Origin of the sequence: Caballeronia mineralivorans PML1(12), assembly GCF_001028175.1 — a bacterium.
In the GTDB taxonomy this organism is placed as follows: domain Bacteria; phylum Pseudomonadota; class Gammaproteobacteria; order Burkholderiales; family Burkholderiaceae; genus Caballeronia; species Caballeronia mineralivorans.
Genome location: NZ_AEJF01000242.1, coordinates 1 through 20,770, shown reverse-complemented (window position 1 = coordinate 20,770; position 20,770 = coordinate 1). Strand labels below are relative to the sequence as shown.

General features: G+C 60.2%; 16 protein-coding genes. 7 read left to right on the top strand and 9 right to left on the bottom strand.

The features are described from left to right. The first annotated feature begins 220 nt into the window (after positions 1–220). The 5 genes from rlmB (at position 221) to EOS_RS39675 (ending at position 3,518) form a co-directional block, all read left to right on the top strand. A complete protein-coding gene (gene rlmB / locus EOS_RS39695) occupies positions 221–964 on the top strand; it encodes a 23S rRNA (guanosine(2251)-2'-O)-methyltransferase RlmB (RefSeq protein WP_047897710.1) in 744 nt (247 codons plus the stop codon). Between the two features lie 9 nt (positions 965–973). Next, positions 974–1,804: an N-acetylmuramoyl-L-alanine amidase gene (locus EOS_RS39690; RefSeq protein WP_047897709.1), complete on the top strand. Its 831-nt coding sequence runs from the start codon at positions 974–976 to the stop codon at positions 1,802–1,804. 15 nt (positions 1,805–1,819) lie between these two features. Beyond that, positions 1,820–2,212, top strand: coding sequence for a SirB2 family protein (locus EOS_RS39685; protein ID WP_047897708.1), 393 nt, complete (start codon positions 1,820–1,822; stop codon positions 2,210–2,212). 69 nt (positions 2,213–2,281) lie between these two features. Further along, complete coding sequence (rpiA, locus tag EOS_RS39680) at positions 2,282–2,977, top strand: ribose-5-phosphate isomerase RpiA (RefSeq protein WP_047897707.1); 696 nt, start codon at positions 2,282–2,284, stop codon at positions 2,975–2,977. A 304-nt stretch (positions 2,978–3,281) separates the two neighbouring features. Next, complete coding sequence (locus tag EOS_RS39675; protein WP_047897706.1) at positions 3,282–3,518, top strand: hypothetical protein; 237 nt, start codon at positions 3,282–3,284, stop codon at positions 3,516–3,518. A gap of 120 nt (positions 3,519–3,638) precedes the next feature. Here EOS_RS39675 and EOS_RS39670 read toward each other — a convergent pair whose 3' ends face one another. Further along, on the bottom strand, positions 3,639–5,003 hold the full coding sequence (locus EOS_RS39670) for a glycosyltransferase family 4 protein (protein WP_082163696.1): 1,365 nt from the start codon (positions 5,001–5,003) through the stop codon (positions 3,639–3,641). Positions 5,004–5,150: 147 nt separating this feature from the next. On the opposite strand from EOS_RS39670, the gene EOS_RS39665 reads away from it, so the two are divergent. After that, positions 5,151–6,377 (top strand): glycosyltransferase family 4 protein, encoded by a 1,227-nt coding sequence (locus EOS_RS39665; protein ID WP_456151147.1) that lies wholly within the window; start codon positions 5,151–5,153, stop codon positions 6,375–6,377. Between the two features lie 946 nt (positions 6,378–7,323). Here the strand turns inward: EOS_RS39665 and EOS_RS39660 are convergent. From EOS_RS39660 to EOS_RS39620, 8 genes are all read right to left on the bottom strand, one after another. Continuing rightward, complete coding sequence (locus tag EOS_RS39660; protein WP_047897704.1) at positions 7,324–9,729, bottom strand: polysaccharide biosynthesis tyrosine autokinase; 2,406 nt, start codon at positions 9,727–9,729, stop codon at positions 7,324–7,326. Positions 9,730–9,762: 33 nt separating this feature from the next. Beyond that, entirely contained in the window at positions 9,763–11,058 is a 1,296-nt protein-coding gene (locus EOS_RS39655) for a polysaccharide biosynthesis/export family protein (RefSeq protein ID WP_047897703.1), read from the bottom strand. A gap of 1,002 nt (positions 11,059–12,060) precedes the next feature. Next, positions 12,061–12,795: a Crp/Fnr family transcriptional regulator gene (locus tag EOS_RS39645; protein ID WP_047897701.1), complete on the bottom strand. Its 735-nt coding sequence runs from the start codon at positions 12,793–12,795 to the stop codon at positions 12,061–12,063. 570 nt (positions 12,796–13,365) lie between these two features. Then, complete coding sequence (locus EOS_RS39640) at positions 13,366–15,879, bottom strand: glycosyl hydrolase 2 galactose-binding domain-containing protein (RefSeq protein WP_047897700.1); 2,514 nt, start codon at positions 15,877–15,879, stop codon at positions 13,366–13,368. A gap of 145 nt (positions 15,880–16,024) precedes the next feature. Continuing rightward, positions 16,025–16,984 (bottom strand): DUF1839 family protein, encoded by a 960-nt coding sequence (locus EOS_RS39635; protein ID WP_235443109.1) that lies wholly within the window; start codon positions 16,982–16,984, stop codon positions 16,025–16,027. Positions 16,985–17,058: 74 nt separating this feature from the next. Continuing rightward, positions 17,059–18,099: an amino acid--[acyl-carrier-protein] ligase gene (locus tag EOS_RS39630; RefSeq protein ID WP_047897699.1), complete on the bottom strand. Its 1,041-nt coding sequence runs from the start codon at positions 18,097–18,099 to the stop codon at positions 17,059–17,061. A gap of 3 nt (positions 18,100–18,102) precedes the next feature. Further along, positions 18,103–19,401 (bottom strand): acyl-CoA dehydrogenase family protein, encoded by a 1,299-nt coding sequence (locus tag EOS_RS39625; RefSeq protein ID WP_075645477.1) that lies wholly within the window; start codon positions 19,399–19,401, stop codon positions 18,103–18,105. Next, positions 19,398–19,649 (bottom strand): acyl carrier protein, encoded by a 252-nt coding sequence (locus tag EOS_RS39620; RefSeq protein ID WP_047897698.1) that lies wholly within the window; start codon positions 19,647–19,649, stop codon positions 19,398–19,400. The genes EOS_RS39625 and EOS_RS39620 overlap by 4 nt, the downstream gene beginning before the upstream one ends. A 358-nt stretch (positions 19,650–20,007) precedes the next feature. On the opposite strand from EOS_RS39620, the gene EOS_RS39615 reads away from it, so the two are divergent. Beyond that, a complete protein-coding gene (locus EOS_RS39615; protein WP_047897697.1) occupies positions 20,008–20,538 on the top strand; it encodes a GNAT family N-acetyltransferase in 531 nt (176 codons plus the stop codon). Positions 20,539–20,770 lie beyond the last annotated feature (232 nt).

Genomic DNA, 20,770 nt, shown 5'->3' with positions numbered 1-20,770 from the left:
CGGCTGCGCTGCCGCCGACGATTGCGAAGGATGTCGCGGCGGCGAAGAAACGCGGGGTGGTAACGAAGCCGGCGGCCAAGAGCCACCCGCCACGCAAGAAGCGCTGAGGCGCGCGGTAGCGAAGAAGGCGACGCACCTCAGTTTGAAATGCGCGGCCCGGTGCTTGATGCACCGGGCCGCGTTTCCATTTTGTTTTGTTTGAATACGGTCTGGTCCAGTCATGTCACGTCTCAAAGTTTTGTATGGTTTTCACGCGGTGACCGCGCGGGTTCGCGCCGATGCATCGACGATCGAAGAGATCCTCTACGATCCGACCCGCAAGGACCGGCGCATGACGGATTTCCTGCGCACGGCGAAGGAAGCGGGCATTCGCCTGATTGCCGCCGATGAAGCGCGTTTGTGGGGTCTGTCGGGCAACGTCGGCCATCAAGGCGTGGTCGCGCGCGCGACCGACATGCCGCTCGCGCAGAACCTGGCGGAACTGCTCGATGGCGTCAGCGGCACGCCCTTGCTGTTGGTGCTGGATGGCGTGACGGATCCGCATAACCTCGGCGCGTGTTTGCGCGTAGCCGACGCTGCAGGCGCGCACGCGGTGATCGCGCCGCGTGATCGCTCGGCCGGGTTGAACGCCACGGCCGCAAAGGTCGCGAGCGGTGCTGCTGAAACCGTGCCGTACATCACGGTGACGAATCTGGCGCGCGCGTTGCGCGAGTTGAAGGACGCGGGCGTGTGGGTGATCGGCACGGCCGGTGAGGCCACGGCGAGCGTCTATGAGACGAAGCTCGATGGGCCGGTGGCGATTGTTGTCGGCGCGGAAGGCGAGGGCATGCGACGGCTCACCGGCGAGACCTGCGACGAGATCATGAAGATTCCGATGGCGGGCAGTGTCGAGAGTCTGAATGTATCGGTGGCGAGCGGGATTTGCCTGTTCGAAGCCGTGCGGCAGCGGTCGGTGAAGAAGTAAGCGCTCGCCATGCGACTTAGCTCTGCGGTGCTTGGCGGTGTGTTGTGCGCGCTGCTCGTGGCCTGCTCGACCACCGAGATCAATCGCGGCGCTTACATTGCCGACACGCGTTATCACGCGCCCAGCGCCGACTCGCGCGTGCGCTTTCTCGTCATGCATTACACGCAAGGCAACGAAGCGCGCTCGCTCGCGGTTCTCACCGGCGACGACGTCAGCGTCCACTACGTTGTGCCCGACAATCCGCGCATTGAAAACGGCGAGCCGGTGGTCTATCAGCTCGTGCCCGAAACGGAACGGGCGTGGCATGCGGGTAAAAGCGAATGGCAGGGTACGACCGAGCTGAACGCCGCGTCGATAGGAATCGAAAACGTCAACGTGGGTCCGATCGATACACCGCAAGGACGCACGTGGCAGCCGTATCCGCCTGCTCAAGTCGATGCGCTTGTGAAGCTCGCGAAGGACATTGTCACGCGCTACCAGATTCCGCCAACGCGTGTTGTCGGCCATAGCGATATCGCGCCGCAACGCAAGACCGATCCGGGTCCCGCATTCCCGTGGCGCACGCTCTACGACAACGGCATTGGCGCGTGGCCGGACGCCGCGACGGTGGCGCAACATCTTGGCGGACGCGATCTCAAGGCGCTGGTCGACGTGGCCGCTTTGCAGCAAAAACTCCAGCGTTACGGCTACGACGTCGCCACTGACGGCGTGCTTGACGACAAGACACGCGAGGTGATCGCCGCCTTCCAAATGCACTTTCGTCCCACCGATTACGCCGGCAACCCCGATGCGGAAACGGACGCAATAGCGGCCGCGTTGCTCGATAAGTACCTTCCTTAAAGGCTTTTTCTTCTCATGTCCGATCTCTTTCTGCCGCTTCGTTCGGTGCATATGACGTGCGCGGCGCTCAGCATCCTCGGCTTCTTTATTCGATGGATCTGGATGCTCCGTGATTCGCCGCTGCTGCAAAAGCGCGTGGTGAAGATCGTGCCGCATATCGTCGATACGCTCTTGTTGCTGAGTGCTATCGGGCTGGTCGGGATAGTCGGCTTTGGGCCGAACTCGGCGTGGCTGTCGGCCAAGATCGTTGGGCTGATCGCGTATATCGTGCTTGGTACGTTCGCGCTGAAACGCGGCCGGACCAAGGGCGCTCGGGCCGTGTTCGGCGTGCTGGCGATCATCGTGTTCGCGTTTATCGCGTCAGTTGCGCGCACGCACAATCCGCTGGGCTTTTTCATGCACGTCTGACCGGGCAGCGCCGCTGCCGCCGCGCTCAGCTAAAATCGAGGTTTCCCCCTTTTCGCTGTCACCCTAGCCATGACCCAAGATGAACTGAAGCAACTGGTCGCCGCCGAAGCGGCCGCCTACGTCCACGCCAACGTACCCGAAGGCGCGGTGATTGGCGTCGGCACGGGCACGACGGCGAATTGTTTTATCGATGCTATTGCCAGCACGAAGTCGCGCTATCGCGGGGCGGTATCGAGTTCGCTTGCGACAACCGCGCGGCTTGAAGCGCATGGTTTCAAGGTGCTGGAGTTGAACGAGATCGAATCGCTGCCTGTGTACGTGGACGGCGCCGACGAAATCGACTCGCACGGCGCGATGATCAAAGGCGGCGGTGGGGCGCTCACGCGCGAGAAGATCGTGGCGTCGGTGGCGGATGTGTTTGTCTGTATCGCAGATGCAAGCAAGCGTGTCGAGGTGCTTGGGACGTTCCCGTTGCCCGTCGAAGTCGTGCCGATGGCGCGCACGGCGATCGGCCGGCGCGTTACGGCATTGGGCGGGGTGCCGGTGCTGCGCGTGACTAAGGACGGCTCGCCGTTTATCACTGACAACGGCAACGAGATCATCGACGTGAAGACGCTGAAGATCACTGATCCGCTCGCGCTTGAAGCACAAATAAATGGGTGGCCCGGCGTGGTGACCGTGGGTTTGTTCGCGGCGCGGGGTGCGAATGTCTGTTTGCTTGGAACGCCGGGTGGCGTGGAACGGATCGATTACGTGCAGCGTTAAGGCTTGCGGTAAGTTCCAAAAATGCGCGGAGGCTTTCAGGCCTGCCGCGCTTTTTTATTCGATGCAATTCAGCCACAGAAACCCTGAACAGACTATTTCTATTAAATATGTCTTTAGTAAGATATCTCCGATCGAGCAGAACTGGCGTTTAGTCAAAAATAGGTCAGCCCTAGAGCACGCGCTCTAAGCCCTCCAGATTGCGTGGCCGCGAACATTCCGTCCGCGTTAGAAAGCGTAATAGCTTGTATAGCCGCTAATGCGTGGGCGTGGCGTCAAAGGTCTTAATAATTACGGGAATACGGCGATGCAAACCAATCTTCGCAAGACGCTCGACGCGTCGTACACGCGTCTCAAGCACATGGAGCCGTCGCCCACGGCATTCGCGGGCAATTACGCGCTGTGTCTTGGCGTGATCATGGGCGGACAGACCTGCAAGGGGATGTCGGTCACGGAAGCCGCGAGCGAACGCGCTTATCTGGCGATGCTTGCCGCCATGTACGAAATCCAACTCGGCGTGCGGGGCGATCTTAGCCAGCGTTGAAGCATTCGGGGAGCCGCAATTTAAAAGCCCCGGCGTTCAAAGCGTCGGGCTTTTCAATTTTTAACCTTTCGGTTCGATGTTTTCTTTGCGCTCGTCCTGGTGTTTGCCTTAGCATTTCAGTTAGCGGTGCTTCGCGGCACTCGGTGCCTTTGCCAGCTTCACGTCGCGGTCAGATGTAGGCGTTGGCGTTGCGATATTGAAAAGCACACGCGTCATCTGATGCAGATATCGCTTGATGGAAAAGTGCTGGCCCGCGTCGGCGTGACCTTGGGTGGCGAGTCGCGCTGCCAGTTCGGGTGCACGCTGCAAGGCACTAATAGCTTCCGCTAACTTCGTTGCATCGTTCGGTTCGACGATCAGGCCGTTCTCGCCATTCCTGAGTATCTCAGGTACCGCGCCTCCGTTCGATGCAATCACGGGCTTGCCTGCTGCCATCGCTTCAATGATCACAAGGCCGAACGGTTCCGGTTGGGTGGAGGCATGCACGACCACATCCATGACGTTCATCCATGACGCCACGTCGTGCTGAAAACCCGCGAAGTGCACTCGCTCAGTTATGCCGAGCGTCTTGGCTTGGGCTCTTAAACTCTCCGCGTAGTCGGTCTCGCCGAAGAGGGCGTCTCCGACGAGAACGAGATGAGCGTTGGGTACGCGTGCGACGGCATCGAGTGCAACATGTTGGCCCTTCCACGCCGTGAAGCGACCGAACAAGCCGACGAGAAAGGCGTTCGTGGGCAGCCCACGCAACGCACGGCGCTCGTCGATCGGCGTGACCGCTTGCTTGGCATTGCCACCAAAGCGTGCCAGGTCCACGCCGTTGTGGACGACGGGCACTGCGCTGCGTGGCAAGCCGGTGAGTTCGATGAGCGCGTCGGCGGAAGCACGCGAATTCGTGATCACATGATCGACGCCGATCTTCACGGCCCACTTGATCAGCAGCAGATGCATGCGGCCGAAGTGAGCACGGGAGACGATGTCGTGCACATGCCAGACCGTAGGCTTGCGATGCAATGCGTGACCGAATGCCCCCAGAATCAAGGCCTTTTGTGTGTTGAGGAACACGATATCGAAGGACTTTGCGCGTGTGGCGATCGAACGGACCTGACGCACGATGCCGGGCAATGCTGCGATGGCGGCGAACTTCACGCGGTCTTTCTTGATGCTTGAGATACGTGCATCCGTGTCTATCGATACCCGTACGCCTTCGGCCTGGAGCCGTTCACGGAACGGGCCGTCCGAGAGCAACAGGACTTCGCTGTGCTGGGTGCATCGGATGGCGAGTGGCAGGAGGCAGATCTCGGCGCCACCAAGCTGGCCGCTCTGATCGACGAAGAGGATGCGTGGTTCTCTGTTCGATGACGACAAAGCCGCGGTGTCGGCGCGTTGCGGGGTGAATTCGCGTGTGTTGGCTACCGATGCCGGACCTTTATCACGCAGCAGTGTGGTGGATGGAATTGATAAGCTGGCTGCGGTTTTTGTGGGCATCGATGACAGGCGCTGCAAATGGTCGAATGAGTTATGGGCAAACCCGGAGCCGATTAAGGTAACGATCGTGGGCAAGCGGACACAGCGCTCATTATTCGCAATGCGATGGTCGAAGTGTGTGGGCGTGCGCACGAAGGCATGCAGTGACTGTCTTTAAACTCGCTTCATCGGCAGCAAAGGCTGCGGCAGACGGGTTCCATCATGAAAGTGGCTATTGTTCACGACTGGCTGGTGGTGTCGGGCGGCGCGGAGAAGGTGCTGGAGCAGATGATTGCCTGCTTTCCGCAGGCAGACATCTTCAGTCTCGTGGACTTCCTTGAAGACCGCTCGATCGTTCATAACAAGCCCGTGAAGACTTCGTTCATACAGGGGCTTCCGTATGCGAAGAAAAAGTATCGCGGGTATTTGCCGCTGATGCCGCTTGCTATCGAACAATTCGACTTGTCGGGTTATGACCTCGTGCTCTCGAGTTCGCATGCGGTGGCAAAGGGCGTGCTGGTTGGGCCCGACCAGACCCATGTGAGTTATGTGCATTCGCCTATTCGTTACGCGTGGGACTTGCAGCATCAATATTTGCGCGAGGCGCGTCTTGAGCATGGTCCGCGTTCATGGGCTGCCCGCATGTTGCTGCACTATCTGCGCAACTGGGACGCGCGCTCGGCTAACGGCGTGGACCGCATGATTGCGAATTCGCACTTCGTGGCGAGGCGGATCATGAAGAGTTATCGACGTGAATCGGCGGTGATTGCACCGCCGGTCGATGTCCACGCATTCGAAGTGGGTGAGAAGAAGGGTGACTTCTATTTGACGGCGTCGCGGATGGTGCCTTACAAGCGCATTGATATGATCGTGGAAGCTTTTGCTTCGATGCCCGATCGCAAGCTGGTGGTGATTGGCGACGGCCCGCAGATGGATCTGGTGCGTTCGAAGGCCACGTCTAATGTGCGTATCCTGGGTTACCAGTCGTTTGAGGTCTTGAAGGATCACATGCAGCGCGCGAAGGCGTTTGTGTATGCCGCCGAAGAGGATTTTGGCATCGCGATAGTGGAAGCGCAGGCTTGTGGCACACCGGTGATTGCCTACGGCAAGGGCGGGGCATTGGAGTCGGTGGTGCCGCTTGGATCGCCGGGGGCGACGGGTTTGCATTTCACGACACAAACGCCGGCGTCGTTATGTGAAGCGGTGGAGCGGTTTGAGGATTGCTCTCATGCTTTTACGACGGCTGCGTGTCGCAGGAATGCGGAGCGGTTTGGCGCTGCGGATTTTCGTCGCCGGTTTATTGTTGAGGTGTTGAACGCGATGGCGAAGGCTGAACCTAGCCGCGATAGCGAGGTTACTAGTGTGATGTCGTCGGCGTATGTTAAGGCGGCTTAAGTGTGGGATTTTCGCTAGCGTTCGTAGGGCTGAGTTGATGCGGGTTGCTGCTTTCGGGCTCGGCGGTCGTGATGTCTTAGCAGTTCTCTTTATCACTATTAGCCACTGTGCGTGGCGGCACTTCGTTTCTTTTTCCGACAGCGAAAAAGAAACAGAAGCAAAGAAAACGTTTCCCAACAATCGGCAAGTTAGTGTCCCTAGCGTGCAGGCCTCAGTTTTTGGCACCTGATAGCACGGTGCTCGCCAGACTGACGGATGTTTGAAGCCCGACCTCTCCGAACACGGATCCCCATACGCTTTGCCACCAGTGACTGAACCTGCCACAGGTTCACTCCGCGCTATCCGCGTACAACCACCTCAAGCAATAATCTGGCAGTCCACACAGAAAAAAACAATACCCCCCAGCTAGACTCCCCCATCCCACCAGCAACAGACAAATCGCCAAGCCAAGCAAGAGACGAGTGAACGGACACGTGAGGCCGTCCAGGTCCGTGGGTGACGATGCTTGCCCGAGAGCGTTGGGGGCAAAGCGTGTTCGTGTCAGTATTCGCGAGAAGGAGGGGGTCAAACATCCTCAAGTCTGGTGAGCACCGTGCTATTAGGTGCCAGAAACTTCTAGCCTGCACGCTAGGGACACTAACTTGCCGATTGTTGAGAGGCGTTTTCTTTGCTTCTGTTTCTTTTTCACCGTCGGAAAAGAAATGAAGTGCCGCCACACACAGTGACTAATAGTGATAAAGAGAACTGCTAAGACAGACCGCGCAAAGGCCTGAGCAGCAGCAACCCGGCACCACCCCCGACCGCTACCGCTCCAAACTCCACCAACCCAAAACCGTCCATCGGCGCGAGCAAACAAAAACGCCCGCTTTCGCGGGCGTCGAATACTGGCAGCCTTAGCGGCTATCTCATCTCACAGAAGCAAAACATCTCCCCCCTCGAACAACTTTCACTGCTTGACCTCGGCCGTAAGCGGATCGCTGGAATACGTATAGGCATAAGCATAGTCATAAGTGCCGTTACGTCCACCGCGCTTAGCCGGCATGGCATTCAACACGCCACCCACGACCCTGGCATGAGCACGCTTAAGCTTCTTAAGCGAATCAGCGATATTCTTTTCCGAATGGGCGCCCGAGCGCATAACGAGCACGGTAGACCCAGCCAGGCTAGCAATAACAGCCGCATCCGGCACGGCCAGCAACGGCGGTGTATCGACGATAACCAGGTCGAACTGCTTCTCGAAAGCCTGCAACAGAGAAGCAAACCGTGCCGAAGTCAAAATCTCCGACGGGTTAGGCGGATGAGCACCCGAGCCAATGAAGTGCAATCCATGCACCCCAGTCTCACGAGCAGCCATCTCGAAGTCAGTCTGTCCGGTGAGCAGCTCAGTGAGCCCGCCATGCGGTGAACGCCCAAGATATTGAGCCAGTCGGCCACGACGCAAATCCGCATCGATAAGCAGTACCCGCTTGCCGGACTCAGCCAGAAGCGCTGCAAGATTGGCCGACAAGAAACTCTTGCCATCGGATGGCGCCGGACTCGTAATGGCGATCACCCGGTTAGGCGCATCCACAAGCGCGAATTGCAGCGTCGCCCTGAGCCCGCGAAGTCCTTCAATCGATGTATCGAACGGATGCGTCGTCGAAAGCAACGGTTGCGTGGTACTGCGTGAAGCGGGCAGAACAGTGGCGTGCTTAAGCGCCATGGCCACCCGCGTCTTCGCAGCCATACCGGGCGTCGAGACGAATCCATCGCCCACCGGCTGCGTCCCCAAACGCTTTGCACCACCCGCAGCTCCCTTCACAGAAGGCAAGGGTAACGCAACCGGACGATCAAGCCGCACACGGTCAACCCTAGCTTGCTCGGCACTGAACGGAATGGCGCCAAAGATCGGCAGGTTGAAGCGGCGTTCAACCAGATCCGGATCGTCCACACCGGCAAAAAACGCACGCCGTACAAAGGCGAACACCACGCCCGCGATCACCCCAAGCAACCCACCCGCGGCAATGATCAGCCCGGCCTTGGGCTTGACGGGCTGCGAGGGCACGAGCGCCATATCGACGATATGCACATTGCCTACCGTCCCTGCACGGCTGATCGACAATTCCTGCGTTTTATTCAGGAGAGCAACATAGATTTCGGAGTTAACCTTGGCTTCACGTTGCAGCGACACAGCCTGACGCTCCGAACCCGGCAACGTCTTGAACTGATTCTCGAAGCGCGACTTCTCGACATTGAGCGCGGCAAGTTGCGCATCGATTGCACGCACTTCGTCGGCGCCGTCAGTGAAGCGTTGCAGCAACTGCACGCGCTGCATCCGCAATGCCGCGATCTGGCGTTCATAGTCGAGTCCACCGGACAAATACGTCTGTGCTTCCTGCGTCGGCTGGAACGACCCGGCAGCGGTCTGATACTGCGCCAATGCGGTCTCGCTGGCGCGCAATTCGTTACGTACCCGCGGCAGTTCGTTGTTCAGGAAGGTCAGCATGCGGTTCGCTTCTTCCTGCGCTCGCTCGGTGCGTTGCTTCAGATACGAAGCAGCCACCGCATTGGCGACCTCCGTAATGAAGATCGGCTGCGAGCCGCTATACGAGATCTGCACGATACCCGTGTCCTTGCCTTTCTCTGCGACCTGCATGCCGGCACCGAAAACCTGACCGGCTTCGAGCTGCGAGGCACGCGTGACGAAGAACTCAGTGCCGGGGCGCGCGACCAGCTGGCTCACGAGCAGCGTGACGCCGTTGCCCGTCGCGACGGTACCCGCCTCACCCTGAAGCAGTTCGTGATTCTCTGCATCGAGCAGCGCGAAGCGGCCTTCGCCAAGCGCACGCAACGTGAGGCGCTGATCCTGCAGAATGGTCGGCACGTTCACCGAGTCCACCTTGAACTCTTCACCGCCCCAGGCGTACGCGTCGAAACCAAACAGCGCGGGCAGGGGATGGCCTTTGTGCGCGAACCACGAGGTCACGCGGCCAATCACCGGCATGACATTCGTGGACGTGCCGAAGTTCAGATTGAACTGCTCGACCACCGGGTCGATCACCGCGCGGCTCTTGATGATCTCGATCTCGGCATCCGCATGCATTGAACCGGCACTCGGCATCAAGGCCGCGGCGAGCGAGGCCTGAGCGCTGTTGGGCGAGTTGGGGCTGGGTGTCTCGACCTGCACCAGCGCGTCCGCCGAGTAGACCGGTGTGGACATCTTCGCGTACAGCACGGCGACCAGCAGGATACCGAGCGCAATGCCCAGCACCCACCAGATCTGATCGACGATCATTCGCACCAGATCGCGCAGGACGAATTCCTCATCCTTGGCTTGCGTAGGCGAATGCTCCAGCATTTCATAAGTACTCATGTCGCACTCCAGGCGTAACAAGTGACACTCGTGTTAGCGGGCCGTTTGTATGGTGTAGAAGAGGGTCTGGATGGTCGGCGAGATCTGCTCGAGCACGCGGTTGAAGCGAGCAGCGCTGGCAACCTGCACGTAGACCACATCGCGCGGATGCAAGTCGAATTGCGTCATCAGCATCAGCGCGTCTACTTGCGTCATGTCCAGTTTGTACACACTGAGATCGAGCGGCTTCGCAGCCGATGCCGCGCTGCCATCGGCCGAAGTAATCGCCGACGTCTTGAGCATCCCGCCCTTAGCGAACTGCTGCTCCGAGCCACGGATCACATAGATCATGCGCGGATCGGCAGACCTCGGATCGATGCTGTTCGCATTGGCGAGCGCGTCGGCGAGCGTCAGATGACCCCGGTTCATCGGCACGGTCTGCGGTTTGGCCAGTTCGCCAAGCACGAACACACGGCTCTTGGTGCGATCCGGCACGTCGATAATGTCGTCATCCTGCAGCAACACGTTTTGCTGGATGTCGCCGCGATCGAGCAGGGCCGCTACGTCCACCGCGTAACGATGGCCATCGCGCGTGATGCCGACGTTCTGCAAGTCGGCGTCGGGGTTTGCTCCGCCCGAGCGGTTGATAGCGTCGATGACAGACAGCGGCACGTCGGTGATCGGCTGCGAGGAAGGCTGCTTCAGGTCGCCGGTGACCTGCACCTGCTTGCTGTAGAAACCGGACACGCGCACGTCGAGCTGCGGATTGCGAATGGTCTTCGAAAGACCTTTGGTCAGCGCTTCCTGCAGTTCCTGCGCGGTCTTGCCAACAGCTTGTATGCGGCCCACGCGCGGAAAGAAAATGCTGCCATCATTGGCTACACGCACGGTGACGCCGCCGGCTTCGGGACCGCTTGTGCCGCCTGTCGCTGCTCCTCCGCTTGCCGCTGTGGCGCCCGGTGCCGCCGATGGCAACGGCGGTACGCCCACTGCGCCCGTGTTCGCCGAGAGGCCGGTCGAGCTGAACTCCGGGTGATCCCATACGGTGACGCTGATCTGGTCGTTCACGCCAATGTGATACGCGTACAGCTTGCGCGTGTCCTTGGTGAGGCAGCTCAGGGGACATACGCTTGCAAGCGTTGCGTCGCCTTTGCGCGGATGGGTCTCGAAGTACGTGACGTCGATAGGCTGGACGTGATATTTCACGTTCGCCTGAGCGACGCTTTCCGGTGACGGTGTCTGATCGAGCCGGTCGGTATCGAGATAGGGCCCCGGTGCGATTGCGCAGCCGGTAAGCGATGCTGTGAAGGTCGCGCCAGCCAGCAGTGATACGAGTAGTTTGATGTTCATATTAGTGGTCCTCGCGTTACGGATACGCCGAATCTCCTCAGCGCAAAGTCTCCTGCCCGTCACCGCGCAGCGCGCGTATGGGATGCTTCCTGTGCATGACGTGAGCGCCTGGCAGCTGTTTTCCGGGTCTTGCTTGCGAATGGGTTTCTTCCCCGGTCCACCCATCGCCGCAACCACTCGAGACAACAGCTAACGCTCCCAGCCTGACTATCGGGCGGGTGTTCACACAGTAAGAACCACAGGTTAAAAGGCGCGCGGCAGGAGAACCACGTACCTTCGGAAAAATCTATATCGACTATGTTGCTTGACTGCCTTGTTTCATTCGGGCTGCTCGCACTCGCCTGCTATGTAGGTCAAGTCGGAGGTGTGCTTGTGGCCGTTTCGGTACGACATCGTGGCGTTTCTGGCAGGGTCGGTAAGTGCGCTTCCGCACGTGGGCGTCTTAGTTCACACAAATACCTTTGGTGTGAGATCGGGCGCGGGACGACCATGACGCGGGACTCCTGAACATTAAGACAACGAGGTGAAGCTGTTGATTTATCGAAGCGCGTCGCTTGATTGAAACTGCAGCGCTGCTACTCTTCGATTCAAATCGTTTTCAAATGATCGGCAATTCAGCATGCGCGACTCGATTGAGTCAGCAATAGCAGGTGCTTCAATGAATGCGGGCGTGCGAATCGTTACCGATGCAAAGTCGAATGCAACAAACCGGGTTGTATGGGGAACGTCATCGACGCCTACGTCAGGCGCACAATCACGATTGCAGGAAGGGGCGAGCACGCGGTCGGCCGGGACGGTGGTGAACGCAGCGCTCGGGGAGTCCATGCCGCCCGATTCAGGCGATACGAAAAATTCCACCGAGCGTAAGGTCCATCCGCGCGATCCGAACAATTCGAACGACGAGGCCAAGTTACCCACAGCGCCCAAGGGTCGCATCGAGACAAAGCGCCGAACACTTGAGGCCATGGCCTGGCTCCTTCACTCCTGCACCATGTCCCGTGTTCAGTGAACCGCTTCCACCTGATGCAGACGCGGCAGCAGCCGGTCGAATTCACGCTTGACGATGCCGTAGCATTCGCATGCACGCGACTCGAGGCCTTCGCGATCCAGGACCTTGATGCAGCCGCGGCTGTGATGAATCAGGCCGGCGTCATGCAGCTTGCCCGCTGCTTCGGTCACGCCTTCACGACGCACGCCGAGCATGTCAGCAATCAACTGTTGCGTGACTTGCAACTGGTTCGACGTGGTGCGATCGATTTCGATAAGAAGCCAGCGGCACAACTGCTTGTTGAGCGAGTGATGGCGATTGCATGCAGCGGTTTGTGCAACTTGCGTGAGGAGGGCTTGCATATACAGCAGCATCAGGCGGCGCAGGAAGTCCGAGCGGCCAAATTGTTCGCGCAATGCGCTTGCGCTCATGCGATAAGCGAAGCCCGGGCATTGCACCTGGACACGCGTCGGCATGGTTTCGCCGCCAGTCAGGACCGGCACGCCGGTCATCCCTTCACGGCCGACTGCCGCTATCTCTACCGAACCGCCGTCTTCCATCGTGTGCAGCAGGGAGATGATGGCCGTGGTGGGGAAATACACGTGATGAATGCGTTGTCCTGAATCGCACAGCAATTGATCGGTGCGAAGTTGAACCAGTTCAAGATGCGGCGTGAGGGCTTGCCATTCGTGCGCAGGAAGCGCACCCAACAGATGATTGCCGTGCAGGTCGGACTGAAGGGTCAGCATGATGTTGTTCTCTCGTAACTTTGCGCATTGCGCCTTACTTGTTATTTACCGGTCCGCTAGCGTTTCGCGGATGCATCTGACGGCATCCATCGAAACGTGTCGCGACCGGCCCCGTAAGCAACTCGGCATCGTCGTTTAGTTGAATTCGTTTTCGACGATGCCGGCGCTGCGAGACTCATTTAGCGAGGACCGTGCCAGCAATGCGCTATGTCAATGCCATCATGGCGCGGTGCTTAAAGTGCAGTGGCCGCGAATCAGCAGATGGATATTTTTGTTTCAGTCTTGAACATCGCATTAGAAGCCGGACTCTATTGATGCGATTGATGCGCCGCACGCTTTCGTCTGCGCAATGCCTTACTGGTGGCCCATTCAGGTTTTTTTATCGACGTGCAAAGTGGCACTGGAGGCTTATGCGTGGAGTGGTTCAGCCAACATTCGTCGGTTGTATGGAAATTGATTCAGAACTGTTCCATCAACTTGGTGTGCTAGCGAACGCATTTGCTTTATGGCGCCGCTTGACACGCCTGTGCGGCCTGATGGCGCTCATGCAGCCTTGCTGAGCATGGCTTGCTAAGTAGGCTGGTAATGAATTGAAAACGTTGCGTTGAGTGCACGAACCTCGCCTTCTGGCGGATGCGAAGTGTTGCGTTGGCGAGCAATGAGCGAAATTCGGCGCTCGCGGCCGGGTAAAAGATGGAACCAGTCGAGCGTTGCACGATAGTGCGGGTCGACCAAGTGAACCCAGCGTGCCAAACGTTTGGCGTTCACCACCAGTTCCCAGTTCTCGTCGCCGGTTTGCTCCAGCCGAGCCTCGAGACCGAGCTCGTGACGCTGCGTGCACGCGCGCTCGGGGAAGTGGAATGCCTCGGACAGCACGGCGCCGCTAGCCTTGTCGCGCAAGGTAATCACGGTGGCATCGTGCGCGCGCGGCCCGAACCTATAGGCGTAGGTGAAATCGAAGAACTGGCCAAGAAGGTCCGACGCGTGGAAACGCGCCGTGCTGCGCGCAGCGAGTGTTACGTCTTTTGAAGCATTGGCCACCTTCGTCGCGCCGTCGCGCAGGCACACGAGTTCAAGTCGAGCATCGATAACGGTTGCAGTTTCGTTGATCAGATGCACATCGAGGCCGTCAAGGCCTTCGTCGGTGATGAGGGCTGCTATCGGACGCAAAACCTGCGCAAGCCCGTGCCAGGCGCTCTTGGGCGCTCCCAGCGCGTCGATCACGCCCCAGCCTGCGCCCGGCCGCAAATCCTGCAACTGCCAGACGATTCCCCCGGCACACGACGATCCATGGCGGCGCCATTCCGAGAAGACTTCGCTCATGACCTCGGCGACCACTGCGCGCGACAGATCGAGATAACGCTCGGGGTCTTCGTATCGAAGGCGGGCGGGGTCGACCGCGTACAGCGTGCGCAGGTAATACTCGCGCACGTCGTCGAAGTCCCAGCCCGCGCCGGGGTCTCGCGGCACGGCGGTTTTCCAGCGCGGCTCGTGCGGCTTCGATGCCAGCGGCACGGTGTTGAGCGCGACTTCATCGGGCACATTGGCGAACGCCAGGCATTCGCTGGCGAAGCGAACGTTCGCGCGCCGTGTGTCTTCGAGCGGGCGCTGGTAAGCGCCGACGCCGTAGTAGTGCGTGATGCCCGCGCGCGTGGCGAAGGGCCACGCGGTGGCCCCGGCTTCGCCGGCCGGCACGCTGGGTGAGTTCATCACATAAGGCACATCGGGCCGCAACGCCGCTACGATCGACGGCAACTGCTGCGTGAATAACGTTTGCGCGCGCAGTTCGGGCGGCAGGCCAAGCATGGCCCCTTGCTGGTCGGCTTCACTGCCGCCGCAGAGCACCGCGAGCGAAGCGAAGCGCCGCGTGCGCGACAGAAATTGTTCGGCTTCGCGCTGGACACTGGCCGTGAAGGCCACATCCGTCGGATAGTCGAAATTCGCAAATGCAAAATCTTGCCAGATCAAAAGCCCGTATTCATCCGCCAATTCATAGAACGCATCGGACTCGTAAAGCATCGTGCCGCCGACGCGCAAGAGGTTCATGCCGGCGTCGCGGGCAAGTTGGAAAAACGTTTGCGCCTGTTCACGTGAACCGCCGAGCGACACGAGATCCGCATGAGTCCAGCATGCGCCGCGCGCAAAAACGGGCACATCGTTGACCACTAGCTGGAAGCCGTCGCCCGCTGGGCCGCGGTCCGCGCGCAGTTCTCTGAAGCCGATGCGCCCGAGCTCGATCACTTCATTGTCAGCGAAATCGAGCGCAACGCGATGCAGCACCGGCTCGCCATGCGTATGCGGCCACCAGCGCGGCGCATCGGGTACGCGCAATACGCCCGCAAGCGTTTGCGCATCGCGCCATTGCAGCGTGGTCGATGCATCGTTGCAGGCAAGGCGCACGCTCTGTTCGCGTTGAGGATGGACAAACCGAACGCTCAGATGAACGAGACCATCGTTGCCATCGAGGCTGGAATGCAGGTCCACGCGATCGATCGACGTCGCCGATTCCCCCAGCAACTCCACCGGCCGCCATGGACCTGCGGCTTGTATCGGCGGGCACCAGCCGGGCATGTGGCCGAGCAAGGTCGTGCGTACATTGCGCAGTGTTGCCGGCTGAGCGAGCCTTGGCCGCCAGCGCGCACGCGTGCGTCTGGCGGCGAGCGCGGCACTCAGCGAACGAAAGCAGAGATAGAGCGTGGCGTGTCCGTCCAGATGCAGATCGAGATCATGAGCGACGAACATCGAATCGGAATCGAGCAGTTTTGTATCGTCGAGCCAGACTTCCGAAAGTGTTGCAAGTCCGTGCAAGCGCAGCCGGCGCATCCCGCTTTCGCGTAGAACCAATCGATACCAGTGGTCATCAAAAGCGAATGCCGGCGGTGTCTCGAGATTGAGCTTGCCGGCCTCCCGCCACGCCGATGCAACCGTGCCCGGCACGGGCGCGGTAAGCCATCCGTCAGCGATCAACGCAGCGGGCGTGGCGTAAGCGCCCGCTCGCGTAGTGAGGCATTCCCAGCCTTCGGACAACAGGCGCGGAAAAAAAGCGGACGGCGAAGCACTGACGCCGGGCGACAGGATGCGCATGGCGGTTTCCTCGAATGGCGTTGTAACGTGGCGTCGAGGCGACCCACTCTTATTGTGTGCGGCGCGGAACGCGCGGCCTGTACGCGTCGGCCGCAAGCTTGTTTTCGGCCGGCTGGGGTAAAACTTTAAAACCGCCGGGGAGCCCCTAGCGGATCAGCGCGGCAAGCGGCTCCACGATTTTGTCGTAAGACTCTTCCAGCACATCGAAACACTCGTGGCAGGGATCGCGCCGTCCGCGTGCGATAGCTCGTACCAGCCGGAACTGCATCACCATCGACTCGGTCGCAATGCGCTGCGCGGCTGTCGGCATGTCGTCGGGGATCGCGAAACCACGTTCGCGCATCCAGACGAGGTACCTCGACATGAACTCGAAGTTCGAGCCGAGTTGCCGCATGACGTTGAAGGTGTAAAGGTGGAAGTGGTCCGGGCCTCGTTCGAACAGCATCTCCACATGTTCAGGAAAAGCCGCCCGCCATTGCGTGATCGGATTGCGCGCCGGACGCCGCTGTAAATGCGCGACGAGCAGATCCGCCGACGCTTCGGCCAGCGCCGTGCCGCTCAGCGGCGCTCGTGCGCGCTTGCAGAACTCCACGTAGGGAAACAGTATCTCGGGACGGCCATCGAGTTCCGGCAGCCGGCGAAACACACCTTCATAGTCCTCGCCATCCAGCACGAAATAACCCGTGTTGTGGAAATAACCGAGCCGGTGCGAACGCGGATCGATGTAATCCACGCCGATAGTGGTCTTCGTGTGATCGTGCCGGTATGAAGTCGCGCGCGTGTCGGGCAGATAAAACGCATCGACTTCCACCAGCACCGTATGGCCGCGCTGGGTCTGCGTACGCACACGGTCTTCCAGCGAATCGTAGATGGCCAGTTCCTGGACCTGCAAACCATAGAGTTTGTCGAGGTCCTCCAGCGGAAACTTGAAGAACGTGAACTGGTCGCCCTCGAAGTCCTGCGTGACCGTGAAGGCGAGCGCAGCCCGCGGATCGAGTCCGTAGCCGTGCAGCAACTCGATCCACAAATCCACGTAGCAGTTCGTCTCGGCCCACACCCGTTCGCCCTGATGCAGCGCGTGCGACTGGTGTTTGCGCACGTTCATGTGGGACGGGTGCAGTTGCACGACCCTGGCGCGCTCGCGGCCGGAATCCGTCACGCCGCTCGTGTGGACGGCAGTCATGACAGTGCCTCGAGTCCGGCGCTGATACGCGAGTGCGTATCGCCCCAGAGGAAGTCGCGCACTTCAGCTGGCCACGCTTTTACGTCGAGGCCATGATGACGGAAGAGGGCGAGCGTCGTGCGCTCCATGCCGAAACCGACGCATGCGGTATGTGCCAGTTCGCCGTTCGCCTGGGCGATCTTCCAGATCTCGCCGAAGTGTTCCATATGGTAGTTGAACGACAGGCACGCGGTCGGACGGTCGGGCGTGGCAACCGGGATCAGCAGTTCGAATTTCAGTTGCTGCGCACGCTGGCTGTCGGCCACGATCTTGCCGCCACGGCCAAAGAACGGGTCGTTGGCGAGATCGATTTCGAACGGCAGGCCCAGCAGATTCACCAGCAGCGAACCCCGCTCGATCCACTTCTGACGGAAGTCCATGACCTGCTGGGGGCTGCCGAGGCGCACGTATTCGCGCATCCGGAACATCTGCATACGGCCCGGATCGATGGACGGTTCATGACGGAAGCAATAGGCGAATACGTCGACGGTCGCACCGTCTTCAGCCAGTGCACCGCGTTTGGCGATAGTCGGGTAGATCGGATAACAGGCGGCCGGCGTGAGGACCAGGCGGGTGGGTTTCTGCTGGTCCATCCATTCATCGGTGCGTTCTTCTTCGCCCACGGAAACGGTTTTTTCGAGCGCTTCCAGCAGCCGGTGATGACCGCGGTCGTTGCCCTGGAACGAGTGGATCGTGCCGGCGAGATCGGGGAAGCTCTTCAAGTATTCGCTGTCCTCGAAGTCGTGGCGGCGCATGGCCGGCGGAAAGCGCAACACTTCGGCTTCCTGGTCGGCGCCCAGCAGCGTGATTGCATGGTTGAGCCGGTCGATCACGTCTTCGAATACCTGGCTGCGGCCATACAAACCGTCCTCGCCCGTATCTATAAGGATTCCCGCTTCAATCAACCGTGCCCGCAACGTCACGTCCGACGCGTTGTACGTGGATGCCTGTTGTGCATCGGCGGCTGCAATGGCCGCGTGTTCCGTTACCGTGTTCATGTCCTAGATTCTCCCCGTAGCCGGCGTGCGCTGCGCAAGCAGCAGGTTCGCCGTGTTTAATTGGATGCGGTCGTTGCTGATCATCAGCGGCGCAGAGAAAAGATCGCGCAGATGACGCCCGACGCTGTAATCAGTGTTGTTCTTGTAGCCTGCCATGCCGCAGATCATCAGCGTCTCCTGCACGACCTGCAGCGCAGTCGACGAGATGCTGAGCTTGAGCGTGTTCATGTCGGAGGCAAGACTCAGCGACGCGCCCAGCGGCGTGTCGAAATCGCAGGTGTCCCGTGCATCGCGTGCAATGCGTTCGGATGAGGCATCGCTTGCGGCATCGAGCGCCGCCTTGAGACGTGCCTGCATCATGCGCAGTTGAGCGACCGCGTCCGCGAGCCGTCCCGCCGACGGAGGCAACGCACCCGGTTTGCCACGTGCCTGGGCACGGAAGAACTGGTGCGCGCGGTTCACGGCGTCGGCGGTGATGCCGATCCATACCGACGCCCAGAGCGTGTGCGAGACCGGCAGCATGCTCTGGTCGGCGATCTGTGCAAAGGGCACGGGCAGGATCTGCTCTTCACGGCCAACGGCAACGAGCCGGAAGCTTTCGCTGCAGGTGCCGCGCATGCCGAGCGAGTCCCAGCCGCCGCGTTTTTCCAGCACGAGCGAGTCGCGCGGCGCCACGATCAGCACCTGATCCGACGCGCTTGCCTCAGGACTGCGGCGCGCAGTGACCAGGATGCAGTCCGCATGCTCGCCGTACGAGATGGTCGGCGCGAGCTTCTCGATCCTGAACGCGCCGTCGACCAGTTCGACCGCACAGGCGCTGGTGCGCATGTTGCCGCCGATGGTTTCTTCGGACGTCGCGGAGGCGAGCAGCCATTGCTCATCCACCAGGCGCGCAATCATCTCGCGTTGCCACGGAACCCCGTTGCCCTGGTCGACGATGCACGCGACCTGGCTCTGATGCATGGCATAGACCATCGCGGTCGATGAACATGCACGCGCCAGCGTTTCGCAGATGCGCGCCATTTCGGCGAGCGTCAGGCCGGCACCGCCGAGTGCGGCGGGGATCATCGCGGACAACAGGCGTTCGCGGCGCATCGCCTCGAATGCTTCGACCGGGAACCGCGCGTCGCGATCGACCGCGGCGGCATGAAGGGCTGCGACCTGCGCCACACGGCGAGTAGCGGCGAGCCACGAAGGTTCCGCCGATGCCTGCCGAACGTCTTCCACGATCTGCGCTGCCACGACCGCTGCTTCCTCGGCCTTCACTGCTGCAAGGACGGCGACATCCGTCGAGGCGTTCATGCTGCGGCCTGCGCCAGTTGCAGCTCGGTCACCGCGGCGGCGAGCGAGTCGATCGACGAAAACAGGCGGCGCGTGAGCATCCGGTCGGGGATCTCGATGTTGAACTCGTCTTCAACGGCGAGCATCAGATGAACGGTCGCGAGCGACGACAGCCCCGCAGCATACAGATCGGCGTCATCAGCGAGCGAGTCGGCGGGTACGTCGAGCCGGGCGGATTCGGTAAGGATGCGGCGCAGTGCGGTTTTCATGTAATAGCCCCCCAAAGAAGCGTCACTAAAGGTATGTCACCTAGGACCGGCCGCTGCCGTTTGATATCGGCTTGGTCGCGTGACCGGAACCGGACTGGTCACGCAATCGGCAACCTGGCGCACGTTTGTTTTGAAGCCTGGCGGGTCACCCCACGCTAGCGGGCACCAGGCTTTTTCTCGCGGCAGTTCGTCATTCGCCGATTGCGGTTCGGTTGACCGTATTTAACGGATTGGCAAGGGTAGGCGTCGGTGCGATGCCGCACGGAAGTTATGCGGTCGGAGACGTAACGTATGAACATCGAACAGGCCGGTGCTGCTGGCCTCATCTGGAGCGGCTCATCTGGAGCAAGACTGGGACATGAACTGGAAAGCACTCGACTTCGAGCAAATCACCGCAAGGGAGCTGTATTTGATCCTGCGGGCGAGAAGCGCTGTGTTCGTTGTCGAACAGTCGCATGTGCATCTTGACCCGGATGGCCGCGATGAAACGTCGCTCCATGTGTTTGCAGTCGATGACATGTCGCGTTCGATGCCCGTCATCGCCTACGCGCGGCTGCATGAGGGCAGCACGGGGACGACGGAGGTGGCAGTGGTCGTGGTGGACAAGATCCTCACCAGCCCGCTACGGCGCTGCGACGGCACGGCTGCGGCGCTGATTGAACGCGTGCTTGCGGCAGCGGCAGAGCGCTGGCCGGGGCGCGACGTGCGTTTGCTCGCGCCTGTGAGTTTGCGCGGGTTTTACGAAACATTCGGATTTCGCCGTGACGAGGCACCGTTTGTCGAGCGCGGGGTTCGCGTGATCGGACTCATGCGCAAGAGCCGCCATGGCGGCCGGACGAACCAGCATGCCGGCGCAGCGGATTTCGTCGATACGGTCGAAGAGGTTTGAAAGATAGGTCTGAAAGATTCAAAGCCTTTCATGACGCAGCAGGGTTTTGCAAGTGCCCAACGTCGGCATTAGACGTTTCTAAATGACACAGAGGACGCGAGTGACGTGCACTGCACGAACACGACGCCGACCTCTCCTTATCAGGATTTAACGATGTCGAGTGTTTCGATCACGAATGTGCGAGACGAGTCGCAGGGCGGGCGCGTCGAGACGTGGAAGACCCCGCGGATGG

Bases quoted from the DNA above. Each gene is read 5' to 3' on its own strand.
- rlmB (WP_047897710.1), top strand. From the start codon at position 221: ATGTCACGTCTCAAAGTTTTGTATGGTTTTCACGCGGTGACCGCGCGG.
- EOS_RS39690 (WP_047897709.1), top strand. From the start codon at position 974: ATGCGACTTAGCTCTGCGGTGCTTGGCGGTGTGTTGTGCGCGCTGCTC.
- EOS_RS39685 (WP_047897708.1), top strand. From the start codon at position 1,820: ATGTCCGATCTCTTTCTGCCGCTTCGTTCGGTGCATATGACGTGCGCG.
- rpiA (WP_047897707.1), top strand. From the start codon at position 2,282: ATGACCCAAGATGAACTGAAGCAACTGGTCGCCGCCGAAGCGGCCGCC.
- EOS_RS39675 (WP_047897706.1), top strand. From the start codon at position 3,282: ATGCAAACCAATCTTCGCAAGACGCTCGACGCGTCGTACACGCGTCTC.
- EOS_RS39670 (WP_082163696.1), bottom strand. From the start codon at position 5,003: ATGCCCACAAAAACCGCAGCCAGCTTATCAATTCCATCCACCACACTG.
- EOS_RS39660 (WP_047897704.1), bottom strand. From the start codon at position 9,729: ATGAGTACTTATGAAATGCTGGAGCATTCGCCTACGCAAGCCAAGGAT.
- EOS_RS39655 (WP_047897703.1), bottom strand. From the start codon at position 11,058: ATGAACATCAAACTACTCGTATCACTGCTGGCTGGCGCGACCTTCACA.
- EOS_RS39645 (WP_047897701.1), bottom strand. From the start codon at position 12,795: ATGCTGACCCTTCAGTCCGACCTGCACGGCAATCATCTGTTGGGTGCG.
- EOS_RS39640 (WP_047897700.1), bottom strand. From the start codon at position 15,879: ATGCGCATCCTGTCGCCCGGCGTCAGTGCTTCGCCGTCCGCTTTTTTT.
- EOS_RS39635 (WP_235443109.1), bottom strand. From the start codon at position 16,984: ATGAACGTGCGCAAACACCAGTCGCACGCGCTGCATCAGGGCGAACGG.
- EOS_RS39630 (WP_047897699.1), bottom strand. From the start codon at position 18,099: ATGAACACGGTAACGGAACACGCGGCCATTGCAGCCGCCGATGCACAA.
- EOS_RS39625 (WP_075645477.1), bottom strand. From the start codon at position 19,401: ATGAACGCCTCGACGGATGTCGCCGTCCTTGCAGCAGTGAAGGCCGAG.
- EOS_RS39620 (WP_047897698.1), bottom strand. From the start codon at position 19,649: ATGAAAACCGCACTGCGCCGCATCCTTACCGAATCCGCCCGGCTCGAC.
- EOS_RS39615 (WP_047897697.1), top strand. From the start codon at position 20,008: ATGAACTGGAAAGCACTCGACTTCGAGCAAATCACCGCAAGGGAGCTG.